Genomic DNA, 21927 nt, shown 5'->3' with positions numbered 1-21927 from the left:
TATTTCAATCGGCAAATTGTGAAATTCTTTAGCTATCTCACGATGATTCTCTAATGATCATTTCATGTTGAACCACAAAAGAAATGCCAGGCCCCACAGCAGTAACCGTGCTATAACTTGCCCTCTCCAGAAATCGGTCATCACCAACTGCCAGAAACAATGCAAGACGTGCAAGGGAGTCCAAATCAGGAGAAATAGTAGTAAGTGAGGGCAACGAGCTTTCACTCTCTGGAATATTGTCCCACCCGGCTACACGCACTGTCTCACCGACCCGAATGCGTTGTTCACGAAATGCATCCATAGCACCCAGGGCAAGAAGATCATTTCCTCCAATAACGACATCTCCAACTTTCCCCAGGGATTTTTCGGACTGGATCAATTGTTTTGTCAACCGATATCCCTCTTCGCGACTCCATTCCGCACTGGAGACGAACAACCTCCTATCAGGAGAAATCTGCGCTTTGTCCAACTCGGCGGCGACGCCTATGAGGCGTTCAGATCCGGTGGACGACGCACCATGTTGAGCCCCTAAGAAAACAACTCTCTGCGTATTCTTTCCGATTAGATGCCTTGTCAGTTCAACAGCACTAGCCACGTTGTCAATCGATACGTGATGCATTGCCCCACGATCGGTAACTGCTTCGCCTAGAAGAACAACCGGCATATCATCTCGTTTTACTAGACGCTTCGTCGTATCGGGTAAAGTTGGAGAAATAATCAAGGCATCTATTGATCGTGATAATTGGCCTAACACATAGCGACGCTCTATTTCACCATGTTGTCCACTCAATTCAATTTCTATAGTATAATCTGCTTGATTTGCAATGATATGAAACTTTTCTGCCAACCTTGCGAAATATGGGTTAGTCAAATGTGGTATTACAAGCCCTATTCTTCTGGTGGCATGACCTCTAATATCGCGCGCGGAAAAATTCGGAATGTAGTTGAGATCTTTCACTGCGGCCATTACCCGATCTTTGGTGTCAGGGCTGACGCATGGTCTTCCGTGCATGACATTCGATACCGTTTTCCACGACACACCTGCGCGCGCTGCCACGTCTTTGATGGTTGCTCTTTTCACTTTAGGGCAGGTACTCCTGGTTCTCTAGGCGCTCATCAATGAGCGACATTCAGACTCTCCTCGGTGCTGTTTCATTTGACCTCACTGCAGTCAAGTGCCATACTCTCACGTGAGAATTCAATCTGCAATCCCATTGCAGCTTTTTCCGCCAATCAACGTTGATCAGGAAGGTGGCATGTTTGGTCGTGGATGATCAGGACAATATGCTTTCTAGCAGTGGAATCTCACGGCGCTCTTTTATAAAGGGTTCCGCTTTAGGCTTGTTCGGTTTGGGTCTTAGTGCACTCGGCTTAACATCCGGTCTTTCTGGTTGCTCGTCTTCAGCATCGCAGAAAGTAACGGTGAGCGTGTGGGACTTGTTCAGCGGAGCGGATGGCGCGAATACGCGCGCGATGATCGAGTCAATCGTCCAAGAACATCCTGGCCTATTCGTTGCTCCCACTACTCTCAGCTGGGGAAACCCTTATTACACCAAGTTGGCGATGGCATCGGCTTCTGGCGCACCACCTAGCACTGCGATCATGCACGTTTCGCGCATGCCTGGTTTCGCACCTGGAGGCCTTATTGAGCCGTGGGACATGAAGCTGTTTCAAGAATTTGACGTAGGTCCGGAGTACTTTACTGATGCGCTATTTGGCGCAGGAACATACGAAGGCAAGCAGTTCGCTATTCCTCTCGACACCCATCCTTTTATTACTTTCTACGACCAGGATGTCGCAGACAAGGCCGGTGTGCTCGGCTCCGATGGACGACTCAAGGTCGATTCAGCCGAGGCCTTTTATGAAGTCGGCGTCAAACTGGGTGAGGTTATCGGTGGCCCGGGCGTGGCGTTCGGTTTCCAACTCGACACTGCGCAAGCATGGCGTCTTTTCTGGGGACTTTATAACCAAACCGGTGGTGGATATGATTTTTCTGCCGGACAGCGGGCACAGCTGGACATTGACAAAGCGGCCCAAGTAGTTGAGGCCGTTCACATGTGGATGGACGGCAAGTGCATGGCAAAAGACCAAGACTATGGCGGAGCTTTATCTGCTTTTAACGGAGGCAGGAATGCTCTGATTTTCTCCGGGGTTTGGGAGTTAAACGGATTCATTGAAAACGTACCTGCGCTTGCAGCCTCACCGACTCCCACTATGTTTGGTCAACCTGCCAACTACGCCGACTCGCATACCTACGTTTTGCCGACTAATCGCCGCATGACTGACGATCTTCGCCAAAAGACCTATGAATTCGTTGCAGCAATGCTGAAGTTGGGCGACCGCTGGGGCAAAGCCGGCCACATTCCTGGATATCTGCCTTCTCAGGAAAAGCCGGACTATCAGAAACTAGAGCTGCAAAATCAATATGCAGATGCAGCACAGACCGTGATCTTTGATCCACCTGTCTGGTATGCCGGGGCAGGAACTGACTTCCAAAATCGCATGTGCCAACACCTGATTGAAGGATTCCGAGGCACCACCGAGCCAAAACGAGTAATCGAGCAAATGCTTGAGACCGCATCGTCAATTGCCCAGCAACCTAATCCAACCGAGTAAAGATCGTCATGAAAACACAATCAAAACTAGCTTCCCGCGGAACAGTTTGGTTCGCACTTCCGTATATGGTCGTATTTACTCTTTTCCTGATTACTCCTATTATCTGGGGAATTTGGATGAGCTTCACGAACCAATCGCTAGCCTCACGAAACGTTAAGTTCGTAGGTCTTCAGAATTATATTGAAACCCTCACAAGCGCCGAAATGTGGTCCAGCCTTGGTAATACTATCTTTTTCACCCTCATTTCGACCATCCCTCTGGTGATGCTCTCCTTCATCCTCGCTTACCTCGTTGTCACAGGTTTACCTGGCCAATGGCTCTGGAGACTCACATTCTTCGCTCCGTACCTCCTGCCGGTATCTGTCGTTACCGCGATGTGGGGAGTGATGTATGCAAATGACTTTGGATTTATCAACGGGCTTTTACAGCATCTGGGAATTGATCAAATCGGCTGGCTCAGCGACAAACAAGTGGCAATGTGGTCAATTGCCCTTACGACCGTGTGGTGGACCATAGGATTCAATTTCCTCCTATACCTGTCAGCACTGCAAAACATACCCGATCAAATCTACGAAGCAGCGCAAGTTGACGGCGCTGGATCATGGAGACGTTTGATCTCAGTGACACTGCCCCTTATGAAGTCGACAACAATCATGATCGTCCTATTGCAGATTCTTGCATCGCTTAAAGTCTTCGATCAGATTTTCCTGATGACCGCTGGTGGACCAGATGGTGCGACACGTTCGATTATTCAGTACATATATGATGTCGGCTTCAGCGGATACCGCGTCGGGTACGCTTCAGCTGTTTCTTATGTTTTCTTTGCTCTGATCGTGCTTGTGTCAATCATTCAAATCACCATCGTTAATCACAAACCAGAGGAGCAACGATGAGCACTACCCAAACTGCTAACAAAATTGGTATGAACGATTTATCTCAGACGTCATCGACGCGTCGTTCTCCCCGCTTGGTTAAGTCTTCTGAAAACTCTAAGGCGCGTTCCTTAACACTGGGAAATTCTGCGGCAGCGCAAATTTCTGCTTTTGCAGCACTAGCAATTGCCGCTTTGGCATGGGCCATACCAATTCTTTTTGCGCTTCAGATGTCTTTCAAAAAGGAAACCGATGCCTCTGCGGCGCCCCTTCAGTTCTGGCCTTCGCAAGGATGGACTTTTGAAAACTACATAGCGGTGTTTAAAGCAGGTGATATTCCATTATGGTTGTGGAATTCCTTCATCGTTTCTGCAGCCGTCACCCTCATTACGCTTCTTGTTTCTGTTCCAGCAGCGTACGTGTTTTCTCGTCATGACTTTCCGGGTAGAAAGATATTCTTCGCGTTGACAGTTGCTGCGATCATGGTTCCGCCACAGATCCTCATTGTTCCGCTATTCGAACAGATGAGGTTTATGCGACTGTCAGACACCTTGGCAGGTGTTGCGTTGCCACAAGTGGTGGCACCGTTAATGGTTATCGTGATGAAGAACTTCTTCGATCAGCTGCCCGTAGAGCTAGAGGAAGCTGCCCGTCTAGATGGTGCCTCGAACTTCAAGATTCTCACTTCTGTGGTTCTTCCGCTATCTCGCTCGATTGTTGTAGCCGTGGCCATCTTTGTTTTTATTGGATGCTGGAACAATTTCCTTTGGCCATTTATCATTACGAACTCGCCTGACCTCATGACGATCCCCGTTGGTCTGGGTACTGTCAAGAACGCTTATGGCGTGCAATACGCTCAGGGGATGGCTAGTGCTGTCATAGGCGCCTTGCCTCTTGTCATCGTATTTATGATTTTCCAACGTCAGATTGTCAAAGGATTCGCAACAACAGGAATGGGCGGGCAATAGGAACGAAGCAAGCAAGATTGTCAAGTGTCGTGGGCCTGGTTCCACTTCTTGTTCTGAAGTCTCCAGCCGAGGGACTTAAGTTGTTCATTGCTGATCTTCCTGCCTAACTGACGATTTTGCGACTAAACGAATCAGTCCCAAACACGGCAAAGAACCACAGCAAGTGCGCGCCTAGGTAGTTGCCGGCTAACAGCCACAGTTCATTGTGCTGTGTCTGACTTAGACCGGCGCTGCACCTAGGTCGAAAGCACGTGTCGGATGTCTGCGCGTGGCCACGTCGTCGCAGGAGAGCAGCCTCTAGGAGCGTCGCAGATTCTCAGTACATCTCATCAGCCTGACAGCTTGGTTTTGGGCAACATTTCAGCCGGCACGCCAGGCAGCAGGCCCTATTTTTCGCACCCATCAGCCCCAGAAGTCTTCGTATAAATACTCCATAGTTCTTAACAAACAATTTATCACGAACGCATCTCGCGCTAGTAGGGCGCAGCTTGGCATCCCCATCGCCGCAACAGATTGTAGATTGGCCACCAGCATGCCCGCCAAGTCTCCGGTAGCTCGACCGGACATGGAAACAATCCCCATACACATCATTAAGAGCAATGGCGATGATGTGTGTATTCCTGCCAACAACCGGTAACAACACAACCAGAACACTTCAGTTCGAAGCTACTGCTGCCGTCCCGTTTGACATCACCGAGGCTGAGTTGGATAGGGCGTCACTTTCCCGTCACGGTCCGATCACCTCGTGGCAACAATCAGGTGCCATGGTGATTATTGAAGCCCGCCACGATGGTTGACGCTGCGCAGCTTCACATTCAGCGCCAGCGCTATTGCCCATCAGCACAGTACGCGACCTTATTCACGAATACGGTGCCGCTATCGAGCCGTGCGCAATTCTCCTGCAGGCTTCACGACTACGTAAGAGGAAGGATCAAGAAGATGCTCCGAAATGCATCACGTGTAGCAACCACTTTGCTGGCGTCGATGTTGGCGATCGCAGGGATTGGGATCGGCTCCCATCCGCTTTTCGCTGCGTATGCCGAATCTCCCGCAGATGTTGCGGCATCCGGATATCTAGACCTGACAATGAGCGGTCAAGCCAGCGTGACCCGACAGGAAGAAACACAGGTTGGACCGGGAATCATGTTGACTGAGTTCGAGCGCCTTGAACCACGAGGGTGGCAGCAGGGCGCAGTTCTCGACGTCGACCTGACCAATCCTGAGGTATCACTGGACTACCTCGATTCAGGTATCGTCGCCGACACGGCCACCCTGGTTGAAATGACTCAAGTAACAGATGACATCAAAGCCGCGGTCAACGGTGATGGATTCGACATCAACAACTCAGGAGCTGCCAATGGTGTTGGTGTGGATCCATCTGAAGGAATTGTGAAGAGTTCAGTTCCCGGCAGACCGATCCTGTCTTTGGTGATGGATCATAACAAGATCGCGTCGATCACCGATGCAACTCTTAAGGGAAGTGTTTCCGCGCAGGACTGGACCACGCCCATTTCCTCCGTCAATACTCAGGGCCTTGCCTCCGATGCAGTAACCGTATATACCTCCCGATGGGGAGAATACCAACGCGGCTCGGGAACGCTGCAGAAATATCCTGACGCGTTGGAAGTATGGCTTGATTCTGATCACCGTGTGGTCAAGACTGCGCAGAAACTCGGACAGGAGGCTATTCCAGCTGGTCAGACGGTTGTTGCCGCAGGGCAGGGTGAAATCAGAGACCATCTGGCTTCACTGGCACTGGGCGACGTCGTCAATGTCGAATATCAGGTTGTCACGTCAGATAATGAGGAACCCCTCTTCGCAATAGGTGCATTCCACCCGCTGGTGCGCGCGGGGCAAAACGTCGCAACAGATAAATCGGTGCACCCTCGCACTGGTGCCGGTATCAATACTGATGGGACCCGTTTGATTCTTGCTGTCATTGATGGACGCTCGTCAAATTCCCGAGGTATGACGCTTCCGGAATTCGCTGATTTCTTCCTCCAGCTGGGTGCAAGCGATGCAATCAATCTTGATGGCGGTGGCTCATCCACAATGGTGGTCAATGATCCAGGCGACCAGGATGTCACGGTGGTCAACACGCCTTCTGACGGATCGCTGCGCGCCGATGGCAATGGACTGGGAGTGGGCGTCAAGAAGGGATCCGGACAGCTGACCGGCTACGCTGTTTCGCCGCTTTTCCAGGCAAACGGAGCTAAACGCCTGTTCCCCGGCTTCCATCGTCAACTTGTCGCCAAGGGGTTCGATGAGAATTCTTGGTCGGTTGATCAGCCGGTTCAGGAATGGACATCCAGTGACCCTGCGATCGCAACTGTAGATGCGGACGGCCTCGTCACTGCTGTGGCTGCCGGCTCGGTCACAATTACTGCCACGAACGGGAATGCTTCGGGCTCTGTTGAGCTGAAGGTACTTAACGAGATGGATCGTCTGCTGATCACACCAAACACGCTGTCGATTCCTGACCCGAACGTGACACGTTATGCCAATGTCATGGGATATGACTCCTTTGGATTCGGAGCTCCCATTGAAGTGGCTGACATCACCGCTTCCGGGGCGACCGGCCTGGTCGACATTACTGCGGGGAAGAACGCGTCGCTTGCTCTTCATCCGCTTGTTGAGTCAGGCGCAGGAACGCTGACGATACAGGCCGGCGATTTTTCACAGCAGCTCGCCGTCATGGTGGGCACGTCACGCATGAAGATCACGTCAATGGAAGGCGCTGATCAGTACACGAATTACGGTGCTCGCACGACGACCTCGTCGATTGCTGTGTCGACTGAAGGCCACACCGGCGAGGACGACATCACAGCGGGCATTAAGGACACTGAAGCCATTGCACTGACCAATGGTTTCAATAAGCAAGGTGGTACACGCACCAACAACATCAAACCCAATGCCGCAGCCGAGCACTATGTCCTCCCCCAGGGCAACGTGATCGAAGTGGGCGCATGGTTCAAGGATGACGGTACTCCGGGAAACCAACCGATGGTGTATTTCGCCGTTTCCGATGCTAACGACCAGTGGAACTGGCTCTACGCTCAGCCACGTATTTCAGGGAACGACTGGCAGTACATCTCCGTTCCGGTCCCCCAGGACATGGCAATGCCTGTGCAGGTTCAACGCGTGGCAACGTATGAGACTGTCGGTAGCAAACAGTACGTGTCGACGACGCTTATCGACGACATTGAAGCGGTTGTCGCACCTTTCGCCACCGCGCCGGAAGTCAGTGTGTATCAGGATCCATCCGTCGATCAGGCCGGATCAACTGATTCGTCTCCACTTCGGGTCGCGATCATTTCCGATGCACAGTTTGTTTCTGAAAACCCGAATTCATCTCTTGTGCAGGCTGCCCGCCGCGTGCTGCGCGATGTGGTCGCACAACGCCCTGATCAGATCCTCATCGTCGGCGATTTCACTGACGAGGGCGAACAGGGCGACATGGAACTCGCCAAGCAGATACTTGACGAGGAACTTGCCGGCACCAACATTCCCTATACGTATGTTCCCGGCAACCATGAGGCGATGAAGGCCGATGATCTTGCCCCCTTCAAGGCTGTTTTCGGTGACACCTACACGGCGCAGACCGTCAAGAACACGCGGATCGTTACACTCGATTCGCATCCATACAACCTGTCGCATGATGCCGCACAGATCAAGTGGTTCGAGCAGCAGCTCAACGATGTGATCACCGATCAGGACACCACCGGGTTGATTCTGGCTCTGCATCATCCCACCCGCGACAATCTGACGAACGCCTCTGCGCTGAACGATCCGCAAGATGCAGCGCTCATTGAGCACTGGACTGCGAAGGTTCGTGATGCCGGCAAGTCGGTGCTCGTCGTCAACGCAGGCGTCGGAGCTTTCGATGTGTATCAGGTTGATGGCGTGGTCCACGTGACGAACGGCAACGCAGGCAAGGGACCGCACTCTACACCGGATCGTGGTGGATTCACAGGCTGGACCATGTTGGGAATCAATCCAGACCAGGGCCTGTGGCGAGATTCCGCTGGCGAATGGCTGAATCTTGAGATTCGCCCATTTGTCGACGAGCTGACAATTGAGGGACCAACCCAGCTCACTCAGGACGATCCCATCAAACTGACTGGCACCATTGTTCAGCATGAGGGCGATTCTCAGCGGGATGTACCGGCAGCCTGGCCTGTGTCGTTCCTGTGGTCATCGGCTTCTCCGCTCGTGTACGAGGGCGACCCATCCGCTGCTCCGGCGCATGCGGCAGCGGCTCTCGATTCGTCCACAGGAGAGCTGGTTGGGCTTGAACGCGTACTTGTTGACGGGCAAATCGTTGTTCCCGATGAGAATACGCGTGTGGTGAACGAGGGTGACGGCGTCAAAACGGAGAGCCGTGACGTGCCGGTGACTTTGACTGTCAACGGCACGTCGAAGAGTTATCAGGTCTCAGTTGTTCTTCCTGTCGCTGAGCGTGTTGAACCCGTGTTGACTCCGTCGGTAAGCGCTGAATCTGCTCAAATTGAACGCGGCGAGATGCAGGCGTTCAAGGCCAGCGGTTTCCAGCCGAATGAGCAGTTGAGCTTTATCGTCCACTCTGAGCCCATTGAGGTGGCAACTGTTACCTCTGATGCAGAGGGGAATGCGGCTGTGCAGTGGCGCGTACCTGCAGATTTCCAGGTCGGACCACACACCGTTGAGGTGACAGGCGTGGCGTCGGAAAGCACTGCGTCGTCTCAGTTCGAAGTTGTTTCCGCATCTCTTCCAGATCCGGATTCACCTGGCGATCCTGACAAACCGTCACATCCAGATACACCTGGTACTCCCGACGGCAATGGCAACTCGTCAGGGACGCCGTCGGATACGAATGCCGACCAGGACGGAACCCCCGGCGCCGGCCAGACGTCAGCGTCTGATCCGACTGGTCGCATCACGTCGTCGCACGGCTCTGCTTCAGGGCTGGCACAAACGGGAGCGCACACTGCTTCCCTGCTGATGCTGAGCAGTCTCTTCGCTCTTCTTGCGATGGGAGTGTCGGCGAATCGCCGTCGCCATGCCGATCGGTAGAGCGTGATGTGAGTTCCTCACGCGTTGAGGGGGAAGGAACAGCTGTTCCTTCCCCCTCAGTGCGCAGTGCAACTATTCGCTGCAGCGGAGCGGTAGGCGCTACTTGCTCAATTCAATAATCGCCGGCCCTGCCCAGCCCGCCTCGCACGAAATGTGCAGGCATGTGCCGTCCTGATCCACGCGTACTCCCTGGACCGGGACAACCGTTGCGACTGAAGCGTCAGTCAGCTCGACATTGAATTCGGCGCTGTCCACTGTCGGATCTTCCGGAGCAGCGAAGAGGAACTCGGTGGTTCCGTCTGATCCCACTTCTGCCCATGCATCATCAGACGCGGACGCAGTCGCCGATCCACGATGGTCAATTCCAGCCAGTATCGGATGTGCAACCTGCATCCATCGGCCGATCGCCCGCAGTGAATCTGCCTGCCACTCGGGAATGGTTCCGTCCGCCTTGGGGCCAACGCCAAGCAGGATTCGTCCGTCACGCACTGCTGCGTCAACGATCGTGTGCAGCAAGGTACGCGGATGCGGTCCGTTTTCAGGGCCTTCAACCTGGTTGTAACCGAATGACAATCCGAGTCCGCGGCAGTTTTCCCAGATACCCAGGTCCTCATTGTCAAGGTTCATCTGATACTCGCTGGTGACATAGTCGCAGTGCGGCACCTTCCACCTGTCATTGACGACGCCTTCAGGGCAGGCTTCGTAGTAGCGGGCAAAAAGCTGACCAAGTCCGTATGGTTCGGTCGTGTTCTTTGCCGCATCGGGATAGTTGATGTCGTTCCACAGCACGTCCGGATGGTAGCGCTCAACCAGCTCATCAATATGCGCGGCCGCGTACTTGGCGTATTCCTCATCACGAGGACGATCCCCTTCGTTGACTGATTCGTGTGTCGTATGAGGCGGGAATGGTCGCACATGCCAGTCAAGGCCACCGGAATAGTATGTGCCGAATCGCAATCCGGCCTTGCGTGCAGCGTCAGCGTAGGCTCCGACCAGATCCTGGTGCGGTCCGCGCTTAACCGTGTTGCGGTCTCCTGTCCCCACAGCGTCCCATAAGGTGATGCCGTCGTGATGTTTGGTCGTCAGTACGACGTAGTCAGCGCCTGATTCCTTGAACAGCTCCATTAGTTCGGAGGCGTCAAAAGAGTCCATGTGCCACTGATCCAGCAGGTCGTCATAGTCACAGCCGCCCCACTCCTTCCTGTGGTGTTCAGCTGCAGGCGAGCCGGGGATACGGATCGTGTTGTAGTACCACTCCGCGTAGGGATTGTGGGTGAACCACTCCAGTGGATCCTCGACAGTTCCCAGTTCTGCCGTGGGCTCCGCCCATGCGGGAAGTGAATACACCCCCCAGTGAACGAAAATGCCAAGCTTGGCGTTCTTGAACCACTGCGGTGTGGGCCGCTCCAGATCTGACCAGTCCATGTTGTCCTTTCCTGACATTATGAGTATCTCTCCTATCGGCCGCCGAAGCCGCCCAAGTTAATTCCGCGTGCCAGCTGCTTTTGCATCACGATGACGATCACCAGCGATGCGAGCACCGACACACTGGCCGCCGCCATGAGCGCACCCCAGTCCGTTCCGCGTTCGCCGCTGAACATCTGGAGGCCCAGTGGGATCGTGGCCTTGTCCGAACTGTTGATGACGATCAATGGCCACAGGAAGTTGTTCCAGTAGTCAATGAATGCGAAAGCGGCCACAATTGACAGTGGACCCCTCAACAGCGGCACAATCACCGACACGAGGATTCGCAGTTGTCCGGCTCCGTCGATCCTCGCAGCTTCCTCGTAGTCACGAGGAAGGGAGAGGAGAAACTGACGCAGCATGAAGGTTCCGAACGCTCCGAATGCGAACGGCATAATCAGCGCCACGTAAGTATCGACTAATCCCAGCTGATTGGCACCAATATACAGAGGGATAACCAGAACCTCCATAGGCAGTACCAGCGTCGCTAGGTATGCGGCGAACAACTGAAAGCGACCTTTGAATTCGATGCGTGAAAACGCGTAAGCGGACAGCACCGATACTGTGCATGCGATCAGAGCACCAATACCTGCAACAAAGAAGGTGTTCAGAATAATCCGCAGGAATGGCACTGCCGTGAAGACCAGCGAAAAGTTCTCCCATGCGATTCGTGAGCCGAACAGCGATCCTCCAGAGCTGAATATTTCAGCAGTAGGTTTGAGGGCGCTCGCGAACATCCAGATAAACGGGAAAACAAAGATTGCACCGACGATAAACAGACAGATGATCGAAACAATCCTGCTGATGCGTACCCTGCCGATAGTCATGCGCTTCTCACTGATCATAATTCACCCACTTTTTCTGTCCCGCAAACTGCACAGCGGTAATCAACATGACGATGACGAAGAGGACCCAGGCAATAGCTGAGGCGTATCCCAACTTGTCGTAGCTGAATCCCTGGTTGTACAGGTAAAGGACAATCGTTGTGGTTGAGTTTCCAGGCCCGCCCTTAGTCAGCATGTATGGCTGAGCGAAAATCTTGAACGCACCGATGAGCGTCATGACAGTACAGAAAAACAGTGCCGGCGACAGTAGCGGGAAGATCACTTTCGTGAAGCGTTGGACAGGCCCCGTACCGTCCACGCGAGCGGCCTCCAGCACCGAGGGGTTGATGTTGTTCAGCCCCGCACCGAGAACCACGATGTTGTATCCCACGACCTGCCACAACGACATCATGACAAGTGCAACCATTGCCCAGGTTTCGGACGCGAGCCATGCCGGTCCGGAGATTCCGAGAACCCCCAGGAAGGAGTTCACCACCCCATGTTCATCCAGCATCAGGCGCCACACCAGTGCGTTGGCCACCATCGGTGTCACAACGGGAATAAAGAAGATGACGCGGAAGAAACCTGCCAGACGGCCTCCCACACTCTGGAGCCATACGGCCACTAGTGTGGAGACAATCAGGTTAAGAGTCGTGTAGAAAATGGCGAAGATCGCCGTATTCAACAGGACCCGAAAGAATGCAGGATCTGACCCATTGAGCAGATTCACGTAGTTGCTGACACCAACGAAGGTGGGAGAACCGTAAAGCTGCCAGTCAAAAAGCGAGATAATCAGCGAGAACACCAAAGGCAGAACGATGAAGAGGAAGAACCCCGTCATTCCAGGCGCCAGATACGGAAACGCCTTTGGATCCCACCGTGATGTTCCCTTCGGGACCTTGGCAGGGACCCGAGTCTTTGTGAGTTGAGTAGCCATGAATCTACCCGTTACTTAATGGAGTTCTCTAATGAAGTGAGAATTTCCTGTGCAGATTTCTCGCCGGTGTAGCCGTTTGATACGTTTTGTGTGAACTCGACTTCAAGTTGCTGCCAGTTCTCCGTTGTTTCGTAGGTCTTGGCATTTTCGGTCATGTACTTGACGATCTCGACATCGTTCGGATCCTTGCCTTCTGCCCAACCGTCGAATGCTGCGTCAATGGCGGGAACGTTTCCGTGCGACCGAGCAACATAGCGCATCACATCCGGAGTGGTCATCTTCATGATGTTCTGGAAGGCTGTCTCTTTATCAGCGCATTTTTCAGAAATTCCGAACCCTGATCCCTGCACCATGCCAATCGACTCTCCACTGCGCGATGGAACGACTGCCATTCCTACTGACAGTCCCTCGGTGCTGACGAGCGAGTCATAAACCCATGGGCCATCAATAATCATTGCAGCTTTGCCGGCACGGAAGGTCTGTAGTTGGATATCTTCAGCATCTGCAGCCAGCGGCGCTTTCATCACTTTGTGTTTAGCGGCAAGGTCAAAAACGTCCTGAATAGAATCGACTGTGGTCTGCTCAGTAAGCTTGAGCTCTCCGTTTTCCACGACGGCCCCACCATTGGCGTAGACAATCGAAGCTGGTGTCTGGAAGATGGGCGGAATGGACACTCCATAGACATCACCATTCGTCAATGCCTTTGCATCCGCAACGAACTGATCCCACGTGTAGTTCTTTCCTGGATGTTCAAGACCGGCCTGGTCGAACAGGTCCTTGTTGTAGTACAGGATCAGCGGCGCTGCGTCATAAGGAATCGCGCGAAGCTTCCCATCAACGGTAAGTCCCTTGAGCATTGCTTCGTTGTAGGCGCTCATATCAACGTTATTGCTGGCGACCAACTCATCGAGGGGAGCGAGCAGTTCCTTCAGCTCCTGTGCGCGTGCGGCCTGAGTGGTCAAAATGCATGGTGCGTCTGAAGCACTCATTCGGGTTTTGACTTTTGTCCAGTAGTCTTGGAACGACGGGCCTTCCATTTCGAGGTTGAATTCGGGATCTGATTCTTTGACACCGTCGACGAACGCCTGCCACTGTGCACGGTCAGATTCGTTGGAGATCCACGTGTACATTGCATTCGCACTGTTGGAGGATGACCCTCCACCGCACCCGGTCAGGGCGAACACGCCGATCAATGCTGCCACACCGATTGCAGAGCCTATCCGCTTCATCATTACTCCTTTGTTAACACTGTCATCTTCGACCAATCCGAAAAGCAAAAGAAACTTTCCGTTAACGGTAACGGTATCAGCAATGAGCTAACAAACACAAGCCGAAAACGATTGTCCCTGTTAAACCCAAATTCTAAAGAAAGATCACCATCTCTAAAACTCGCATTGATGCAGGTCACAGTCACTTCATAAGCCCCCAACCCTCAGATGCTTCCACACATCCAAACACACCACCTCTTGCTGTGCAGTACCTCTAGCAAGAGACAAATGGAAACCATTCTCGAAAAACTGCGCGATTTGTCGCAACTTTTGGGAGGCTCAGACGATATTTTTTCCTCTCAAATGAAGCGTCAGGATTGGTGCCGGCAGACACTTGTGACGACGTTTCGAAAAAAAACGAATCTCAAAGTAAACAAAAAAACATAAAAACCATAACGAAAAAGCCACGGCTCTCCTTTCATTTGAGAGAAGAAACGTGACATTAACGTTCTCGACGGGGCAGAACACAGCACAGCACTCCCCCGCTTCGCAGGTACGTGAATTACTTGCGTCTGATCAGGGAAATATCGCGTGCCGCACCCGTCGATGCGGAGGTCGCAGTAGCGGCATACAGCTTCAGTGCGCCTGAGACCTGACGGTCACGATTGACAGGCGTCCACGGATTCTCGCGGCGTTCCTGCGTGGCGCGGCGACGCTCAATTTCCTCGTCGGGCACATCCAGTGACAGGACTCCCTCGTTGACGTCGATGATGATCCGGTCACCATCCTCAACCAAGCCGATCAAGCCGCCAGCAGCAGCCTCGGGGGAGATATGTCCCACCGAGATGCCGGACGTGCCACCGGAGAAACGGCCATCGGTTATCAGCGCACATTCCTTGCCCAGACCGCGCCCCTTGATAAACGAGGTGGGATAAAGCATCTCCTGCATTCCCGGCCCACCTGAGGGCCCCTCATAACGGATCACCACGACGTCACCGGCTCGCACCGTCTTGTCCAGGATCTTCTCGATCGCCTCTTCCTGCGACTCCATGACCCGCGCCGTTCCTTCAAAGTGGAACAGGGACGGATCGATACCTGCGGCCTTAATGATGGCACCCTCAGGAGCAAGGTTGCCCGTCAGCACCGTCAGTCCACCCGAGGCCGTGTAGGCATGCTCGACATCGCGAATGCAGCCTTCCACAGTATCTAGATCCAGTTCAGTCCACTGATTGGACGTTGAGAACGGTTCGGTGGTGCGCACGTTGCCGGGAGCTGCGTGCCACAGGGCGATTGCTTCATCAGTGGCGTGCCCGCCTCGAACATCCCAATCTGCCAGCCATTGCTCCAGGGACGGGGAGTGAATGGCGTGCACCGTGTGGCGCAGGAAGCCCCCACGATCCAGCTCGCCCAGGATGGCCGGGATGCCGCCGGCGCGGTGGACATCTTCCATGTGGTAGTCGTTGTGGTTCGGCGCAACTTTTGACAGACACGGTACGGTGCGCCCCAGCTCAGCAATATCCGACAATGTGAAATTGACCTTTGCTTCAACGGCAGTTGCCAGCAAGTGCAGCACAGTATTGGAAGATCCGCCCATCGCCATGTCCAGGCTCATGGCGTTCCAGAATGCATCCCTCGTCGCAATGGATCGCGGGAGAACAGAGTCGTCCTCGTCGTTGTAGTAGCGCTGGCACAAGTCAACGACGAGACGACCGGCACGCTCGAACAATCCGCGTCGCGCGACCTGAGTAGCCAGCGTGGAGCCGTTGCCGGGAAGGGACAGTCCGAGCGCCTCAGTCAGCGAGTTCATCGAGTTAGCAGTGAACATACCCGAGCATGAACCGCACGTCGGGCACGCGAGACGTTCGATCTGGCCAAGCTCATCGTCAGAGACTGCATCGTTGGCAGTTGCGTTCATGACGGTGATGAGGTTGCCGTGACCGCTGTGCGACGGTCCGACAATGGCGTCTTCAGGAATGTTCTTGCCTGCTTCCATCGGACCGCCGGATACAAAGACCGTCGGAATGTTGAGGCGCATCGCTGCGATCAGCATGCCGGGCGTGATCTTGTCACAGTTGGAAATGCACACCATTGCATCGGCACAGTGTGCGTTCACCATATACTCGACCGAATCCGCGATCACTTCGCGTGACGGCAGGGAGTACAGCATGCCGCCGTGTCCCATAGCGATGCCATCATCAACGGCGATCGTGTTGAATTCCTTGGCGACGCCACCGGATTTTTCAATCTCAGAAGCGACCAGCTGGCCGATGTCCTTGAGGTGGACGTGGCCGGGAACGAACTGGGTGAAGGAGTTGACGACGGCAATGATCGGCTTGCCAAAGTCAGAATCTCCCATTCCGGTTGCGCGCCACAGCGCGCGAGCGCCCGCCATGTTGCGTCCCTGAGTCGACGTTGCTGAACGAAGCTGTCGAGCCATCAGTACCCCTCCTCCTGGTGTTGTTCTTAGCCTAGAGAGTTCTTGGTGACAGTGCGTCAGGAGGGCCACAGCGTGGACAGTGAGGTGACCACCACGTTGCCGTCAGGTAAACAAGGTCGGTTTTTCCAGTGACGTGAGTCACAGAAAAGAGGAGGGTCTTGTCTCACATAGATTCACCCTTTACGTTCGTCAGGGGGTGAGACTTATGTCCCAGGGAATGGGAATGACTTTTGGCCAGCAAACGGCCGCTGCCGGGATCGTCAGCGAGTGTTTCGATACTACGCGCACAGCTTTCGCTGACTGCGCGAACACGATCCAGTGCAATTCGTCGCGCGTCACAGGCTCAGGAATGAAAGATTTTATGGCGGCAGTCAATTCCATCGGGGAATCGGCTGCCAGTCTTTCTGAAGCGCTCAGCAAGCACGCGCAGGCGCTGACCACCGTTGACCAGACGACTGCGGCGACTGAATCGCACACCACTGGAACCTTCAATCCGCGCATCTCCACACGTCTAGGATCGTAATGAGCACCACATCTTTAATTTTCCACGATGATGCCGCCCAGGCTATGCAGCAGGCGTGCAAAGCAGCTTCGCTCACTTTTGCGCAAGACTCCCGCGCAATGGCGGCAGATGTGCTCTCAACTGTCCACGATTGGGTTGAAGGCTCCGAATCCCGCGTCTCCCATGACCAACACCTCGACAAACTGACAGACCACGCCCGCACCATCAGTGACGTTCTGAAGGCCGCATCGTCATCGGTTGATCGCGTCCGCACCCTCGCCCATGAAACTGAAACGAAGAATGTCGCAATTTTGGATTAGGAGCATCCCCCATGCCCAGTCATGATTTTGAGGTCGATATCGAAGCCCTCATTACGGCCGCCCAGAAAACGAGCGAAGCAGTTCAGCTCAAAAAAGACAACGATATTTCCGACTACGTTCCTACCCAAGCTGATCTGGCCAATGACATCATGTGGTCGGCAGTTGATGAGTTTCAGTCACGGTGGGAACGCGGCATCAACAACATGACGGACGACATCACGGAAGTAGCAGGGCGTTTGGGCAAGGTCGCCTCGAACTACATTGATTACGACACGAAAGCGGCGCAGGAGATGTCACAACTCGCATCTGCAGCCGCCCAGCTGCCAGGGCTTGCAGGGAAGCAGTAAGCCATGGGAGTCGAGAATCAGGGTGCACCGGTTTTCACCATCGAAGGGAACGCGGGAGCCATCTCATCACGCGCCTCAACTGTACGTACGCGCAGCAGCGATTACTCAGAGATCGCCCGCGCGCTGGATTCGATTTCCACCGAGGGGTGGATAGGGCGTGCAGCTGATCGATTCCGGGAGCGTTTCAGCGTGGAGCCACAACGCTGGCAGGAAGCAAGTGGAGGATTCTCCTCAGCTGCTGGCGCGTTGGATTCGTACGCGGACAACCTGACTCATGCGCAGGACAGTGCTGCGGCATGCCGCGCGCTCTACGAAGAAGGCAACCGGGTCACCGAGCAGGCACGCGCAGCTTATGAAGCTGAGGTCGCCAGGGGAATGCAGGAGAAAGCTGCCTGGGAGGCAGTCAACGGGTTCGGCACCTTCGCAGTGACAATCGCGCCCTTTGTTGACCCTGGTGAACCCATGCGCCAAGATGCGATTAATACATTTAATCAGACTGTCGCCAGCCTGGACGAATGTGCGCAGGCATGCGCACAGACGATCCGTTCTGCCTGCGAGTTTGCACCCGCAAAACGCAACTGGCTGGAAAGTGGACTGGCGTTCGTCGGTGGCATCCTCGTCGGCGCCGGTGAGGCAGTCGGTGACCTCCTCAACCTCATCACAGGCCCTCAAGGTTTCATGCTGGACAGCCTCACGAAACTGGCGACCGGCGACCTCACACCCGACGAAGCGGTTGCCAAGCTCCAGCTTCCTCTGGATGACGTCTCCGCGATGCTAAGCGCGCTGAAGAAGGATCCGCTGGAGTTTGGCAAGCAAATCGGCAAGGGAGTCCTGGACTGGGACACGTGGGCCGACGATCCTGCCCGTGCAGTTGGACACCTCGTGCCTGACGTCGCGATCGCGCTCCTCACCGCCGGCAGCGGTACGGCTCTGACCAAAGGCACGTCAACTGCGGGACATGCACTGAACAGCCTGGACGATATCGAGGACGGGGCACGAGCTCTGCGCGGCCTGGATAGTGCGGGTGACGGTGCACGGGCGCTGGGCAAGCTGGACGATATTGGCGACGGTACTCGAGCGCTCAACGCGGCCGATGATATTTCCGACGCATCACGCACTGCTCGTCTGCTTGATCATGCAGATGACCTGTCGGATTCCTCAAGGGGAATCCGAGGTGCCGATGATCTGGCTGACGGCGCCCGGGCAGCTGATTCAACCCACGATGCCCTCAATGTGGCTGACGACGTCGTATCAACCGACCACATCGAGCCGGTATCCGTCGTCGAAGATCTCCCCTACCAGGATTCTCGCCCCTCCCTCCGTAAAGGCGTCCCAGAGCAAGTCTGGCAAAATGCGGTGGAGGATTCAGTGGACGGAAAGGTGCGTGACCCCCTGACGGACACGGTCATGGAGTGGGAGCCGGGACAACCCCGAAAGGGCGTCTGGGACATGGGACACCGGCCTGGACACAAGTACTCCGATATGCATGAGCTGTACTTGAAAGGTGAGATGACACCACAAGAATTCCGCGACTGGTATAACGATCCTGCAAACTATCGCCCTGAGTTACCATCATCAAACAGGAGCCATCGAGCTGAGTAGATTGCATGGGAGCGGGTATGAAAATCTCTCTAACAGCGCGCTTGAAAACCGCCGACGAGTTCTTCGGGCAATTCACTGACGGCGACGAACGCGAGGCGTTCGACGGTCAGGCACTGATCTTTTCGGCTCTGGCCAACACTAAAAGTCCCGATCGCTACGACATAGCTGATTTCCTCCTGGAGCGTGACTGCGCATTGACCCCGGCAGGCTCGGAAGCGAACTCGCCCCTGCATGTCCTGCTCTCATCCAGAAAACATGATCTGCACCGTGACCTCAAATTGGCGCGCATTTTTCTTGATCGCGGCGTCGACATCAATCACCGCAACGCAAACAACGAGGTCGCTTTCGCATGGCTCGTCGATCTGCCTTTCACGGACGACGAACTTGCCGACCTTTATGACCTGTGGTTTTCTTCGCCGCATCTGCTCGACTTCACCGCCAGCTCATCGCATTATCGCGCGTGCCCCCTCGACGCTCTGGCCCGCATTGAGTACCGCGCCACCCTCGCCCGACGTGTCCAGTCCTACATCCGCGAACGCTACTGCCCTGCGGCCGACTCCCTCGGCACGTGCCGGGTGGGAGCTGATGGTCAGGGACGCCCTGTTTCCCGCTGTATTCGCGAACAACCGTCGGCCGACGACGATTCGGGCTGGCTGTTTATTCATGAGGGCGACGACGCGCGACAACCGAAAAACGTCGCAACGGAGATCGTCCCACTGAGTACGATTGTTGCCAGCACCCCCGTGGTGATGTCGGTCCTTGCATTGCCGAGCGGCACGGACGTTCGCATCGTGAAAGGATCAGTAGGCACCACCATTGTGGAGACGACAACTGATCGGCTCGTTCCGGGCACGTGGCCTTTTGTTCACGAGACATCTGAAGGAGCATCAAGCTGATGGCTGATACGCAATCCCCCGAGATCCCCGAATTTATCCCCAAGTCCGGCGCCTGCCTGGTGACGAACACGATCCTGTCGGGTGAAGGTCGTCTGAAGTGGTGCGTGCGAGAGGAATCGGCCCGCCCCGAAGACAACGGGTGGCGTTTCTTCTCCCATATCGACACTGATGAGTACCTGGCTGATCCCTCGAACTTCACTGTTATCTCGTTCAATCACGCAATCAGAATTGAGCCTGCGGTGATGGGCCTGTACGACCTGCCTGTTGGCACGGACGTGCAGCTGGTGGTTGATGAGAAGGGGCGGCGTTTTATGGACAACGAAACAGGCGACGTCGTCATAGGGCCAAGCTCTGACGGTGATTCACCAGAAGATACCCACGAGGACTAAAGCCCCTGCACGTATTGACGCATCGACTCACCCTCGTTACTGTGGCACGTACATAGGAGCACGGCTGCCGAATGGCCTGCAGAACCGCCGACTCGAGGAGACATCGTGGACTCGACACGACACATCGCACGACACCGACTATTTGCTTCCGGAATTTTGGCACTCTCGCTCATCGCAGCGGGCAGCTCATCATTTGCCGCTGAACAAGACGAGCAGCTTCCCCTCGGCCCCACTGTCACCCGTACCGATACGGGACCAACCGGGTACGAGGTAACGTTCCGCTACGAGGCGCCCGCATATGTCGATTCCGTGCAGATCTATGGTGAATGGTTCTTTTCTCAACCTGATCGCATCACCACTCTGGGAGGCGGAGAACACCGCATTCCCGCATTGTGGCAGCCAGGGGACGTTCCCAACGCCCCATGGAAACTTCTGGAGATGAATCAGGGCGATGATGGTATCTGGGAACTGAAGGTGCCCCTTCCCTCAGGTACTTTCAGCTATTCATTCACCCATGAGTGCCCGCCGATCGCCGTCGATTCGTGCCAACGTCACGCAGATCCTGCGAACCCGGGGATGGCGGCAGAGCTGCCGGCGTATTCATCTCAGAGCCTGTCGCAGGTCTTCGTGCCGGAGAATCCCAATTATCCGACCTACGACAACGCCTATCAGGCGCCTCGCCCAGCCGATGAGATGGGGACGTTCGTCCATGAAACATACGACACGCATTATTCGCTGGCGCCTAAAGGCGCGCACCCGCTGTCCATCTATCTACCCCGCGGATATGATCCGGATCGTGCAGAACCTTACCCCGTGATGTACCTCAGCCACGGTTTCGGCGGAAATGACACCGACTGGTTCACTCAGGGGGCAGCACCCTACATCCTTGAAAACGCCATTGACGAGGGGGCAGCGGAGCCTTCCGTCATCGTGGCAACAAACTTTAACGGCCTGGGCGTTGACAGCCTGGTGCTGTCAACTTCCTATGGGCACGACATGGTGGAAAACGTCATCCCATTTGTGGAGGATCACTTCAATGTGTCGACTGAAGCCAAGGACCGGGCCTTTGCCGGCCTGTCACTGGGCGGTGCACGCGCCATTGAGCTGCTGACGAAGTATCCGGGCACATTCGAGTATTACGGTCTGTGGAGCGCAGGCAAACTCAGCTCGACATTTACCTGCGCTGAACGTGAGAACATTGCAGCGTTGCGTGGCACCATCCACGTGGGAACGGGCCTGCAGGACCACCTGTTCTTCATCTCCGAATCATCCCCTGCACGGGCCGAATCCTTGCGAAATATCGGTGTTGACGTCGCTGAGTTCAACCTGCCCGGCATCCATTCGTGGGATATCTGGCGCGCAGAGCTCAACGACTTCATCCGCAACGTCGCATTCAAGAAAGACCTGTAGGAAACGATCTCACGCTCACAGCACATGAAGTGACTGCACAAAGGGCGGGGAGCCTGTTTTTTCAGACTCCCCGCCCTCAGTGA

General features: G+C 54.8%; 18 protein-coding genes. 12 read left to right on the top strand and 6 right to left on the bottom strand.

The window, feature by feature from the left end; genetic code table 11:
- Positions 1-37 precede the first annotated feature (37 nt).
- Positions 38-1081 (bottom strand): LacI family DNA-binding transcriptional regulator, encoded by a 1044-nt coding sequence (locus HMPREF2975_RS11855; protein WP_083314310.1) that lies wholly within the window; start codon positions 1079-1081, stop codon positions 38-40.
- A gap of 185 nt (positions 1082-1266) precedes the next feature.
- Between HMPREF2975_RS11855 and HMPREF2975_RS00505 the strand changes: the two genes are divergently transcribed.
- The 5 genes from HMPREF2975_RS00505 to HMPREF2975_RS00485 all read left to right on the top strand — a co-directional run bounded on the left by HMPREF2975_RS00505 (position 1267) and on the right by HMPREF2975_RS00485 (position 9508).
- Positions 1267-2616 carry an ABC transporter substrate-binding protein gene (locus HMPREF2975_RS00505; protein WP_082628475.1) on the top strand — a complete coding sequence of 450 codons (1350 nt, stop codon included), beginning with the start codon at positions 1267-1269 and terminating at the stop codon, positions 2614-2616.
- A gap of 8 nt (positions 2617-2624) precedes the next feature.
- A complete protein-coding gene (locus HMPREF2975_RS00500; protein WP_058236285.1) occupies positions 2625-3509 on the top strand; it encodes a carbohydrate ABC transporter permease in 885 nt (294 codons plus the stop codon).
- Positions 3506-4456 carry a carbohydrate ABC transporter permease gene (locus HMPREF2975_RS00495; RefSeq protein WP_070725063.1) on the top strand — a complete coding sequence of 317 codons (951 nt, stop codon included), beginning with the start codon at positions 3506-3508 and terminating at the stop codon, positions 4454-4456. The genes HMPREF2975_RS00500 and HMPREF2975_RS00495 overlap by 4 nt, the downstream gene beginning before the upstream one ends.
- 599 nt (positions 4457-5055) lie before the next feature.
- Positions 5056-5253, top strand: coding sequence for a hypothetical protein (locus tag HMPREF2975_RS00490; protein WP_058236283.1), 198 nt, complete (start codon positions 5056-5058; stop codon positions 5251-5253).
- Between the two features lie 142 nt (positions 5254-5395).
- Positions 5396-9508, top strand: a complete 4113-nt coding sequence (locus tag HMPREF2975_RS00485; RefSeq protein ID WP_070725061.1) for a phosphodiester glycosidase family protein — start codon at positions 5396-5398, stop codon at positions 9506-9508.
- Between the two features lie 99 nt (positions 9509-9607).
- On the opposite strand, the gene HMPREF2975_RS00480 is transcribed toward HMPREF2975_RS00485, so the two are convergent.
- The 5 genes from HMPREF2975_RS00480 to ilvD all read right to left on the bottom strand — a co-directional run bounded on the left by HMPREF2975_RS00480 (position 9608) and on the right by ilvD (position 16378).
- Positions 9608-10951: an alpha-L-fucosidase gene (locus HMPREF2975_RS00480; RefSeq protein ID WP_227469061.1), complete on the bottom strand. Its 1344-nt coding sequence runs from the start codon at positions 10949-10951 to the stop codon at positions 9608-9610.
- 14 nt (positions 10952-10965) lie between these two features.
- Positions 10966-11817 carry a carbohydrate ABC transporter permease gene (locus HMPREF2975_RS00475; RefSeq protein WP_058236281.1) on the bottom strand — a complete coding sequence of 284 codons (852 nt, stop codon included), beginning with the start codon at positions 11815-11817 and terminating at the stop codon, positions 10966-10968.
- Positions 11807-12733, bottom strand: coding sequence for a carbohydrate ABC transporter permease (locus HMPREF2975_RS00470; RefSeq protein ID WP_227469057.1), 927 nt, complete (start codon positions 12731-12733; stop codon positions 11807-11809). The genes HMPREF2975_RS00475 and HMPREF2975_RS00470 overlap by 11 nt, the downstream gene beginning before the upstream one ends.
- 11 nt (positions 12734-12744) lie before the next feature.
- Complete coding sequence (locus HMPREF2975_RS00465; protein ID WP_227469055.1) at positions 12745-13965, bottom strand: ABC transporter substrate-binding protein; 1221 nt, start codon at positions 13963-13965, stop codon at positions 12745-12747.
- 538 nt (positions 13966-14503) lie between these two features.
- The gene (ilvD, locus tag HMPREF2975_RS00460; protein ID WP_058236279.1) at positions 14504-16378 is read right to left on the bottom strand and encodes a dihydroxy-acid dehydratase; all 1875 of its coding nucleotides are present in this window, start codon (positions 16376-16378) and stop codon (positions 14504-14506) included.
- Between the two features lie 223 nt (positions 16379-16601).
- On the opposite strand from ilvD, the gene HMPREF2975_RS00455 reads away from it, so the two are divergent.
- The 7 genes from HMPREF2975_RS00455 to HMPREF2975_RS00425 all read left to right on the top strand — a co-directional run bounded on the left by HMPREF2975_RS00455 (position 16602) and on the right by HMPREF2975_RS00425 (position 21844).
- Positions 16602-16901, top strand: a complete 300-nt coding sequence (locus HMPREF2975_RS00455; protein ID WP_058236278.1) for a hypothetical protein — start codon at positions 16602-16604, stop codon at positions 16899-16901.
- Positions 16901-17200 carry a hypothetical protein gene (locus HMPREF2975_RS00450; protein ID WP_070725057.1) on the top strand — a complete coding sequence of 100 codons (300 nt, stop codon included), beginning with the start codon at positions 16901-16903 and terminating at the stop codon, positions 17198-17200. The genes HMPREF2975_RS00455 and HMPREF2975_RS00450 overlap by 1 nt, the downstream gene beginning before the upstream one ends.
- 11 nt (positions 17201-17211) lie before the next feature.
- A complete protein-coding gene (locus HMPREF2975_RS00445) occupies positions 17212-17547 on the top strand; it encodes a hypothetical protein (protein WP_058236276.1) in 336 nt (111 codons plus the stop codon).
- 3 nt (positions 17548-17550) lie between these two features.
- Positions 17551-19149: an HNH/ENDO VII family nuclease gene (locus tag HMPREF2975_RS12700; RefSeq protein ID WP_070725055.1), complete on the top strand. Its 1599-nt coding sequence runs from the start codon at positions 17551-17553 to the stop codon at positions 19147-19149.
- A 17-nt stretch (positions 19150-19166) separates the two neighbouring features.
- Positions 19167-20045, top strand: a complete 879-nt coding sequence (locus HMPREF2975_RS00435) for a DUF2185 domain-containing protein (RefSeq protein WP_193599945.1) — start codon at positions 19167-19169, stop codon at positions 20043-20045.
- The gene (locus HMPREF2975_RS00430) at positions 20045-20434 is read left to right on the top strand and encodes a DUF2185 domain-containing protein (protein WP_070725051.1); all 390 of its coding nucleotides are present in this window, start codon (positions 20045-20047) and stop codon (positions 20432-20434) included. Before HMPREF2975_RS00435 ends, HMPREF2975_RS00430 begins: the two co-directional genes overlap by 1 nt.
- Before the next feature lie 105 nt (positions 20435-20539).
- Entirely contained in the window at positions 20540-21844 is a 1305-nt protein-coding gene (locus tag HMPREF2975_RS00425; protein WP_070725050.1) for an alpha/beta hydrolase-fold protein, read from the top strand.
- The last annotated feature ends 83 nt before the right edge of the window (positions 21845-21927 follow it).

The organism is Actinomyces sp. HMSC065F12 (assembly GCF_001814535.1).
In the GTDB taxonomy this organism is placed as follows: Bacteria; Actinomycetota; Actinomycetes; order Actinomycetales; family Actinomycetaceae; genus Pauljensenia; species Pauljensenia radingae_A.
This window is presented reverse-complemented; position numbering and strand designations above follow the sequence as displayed.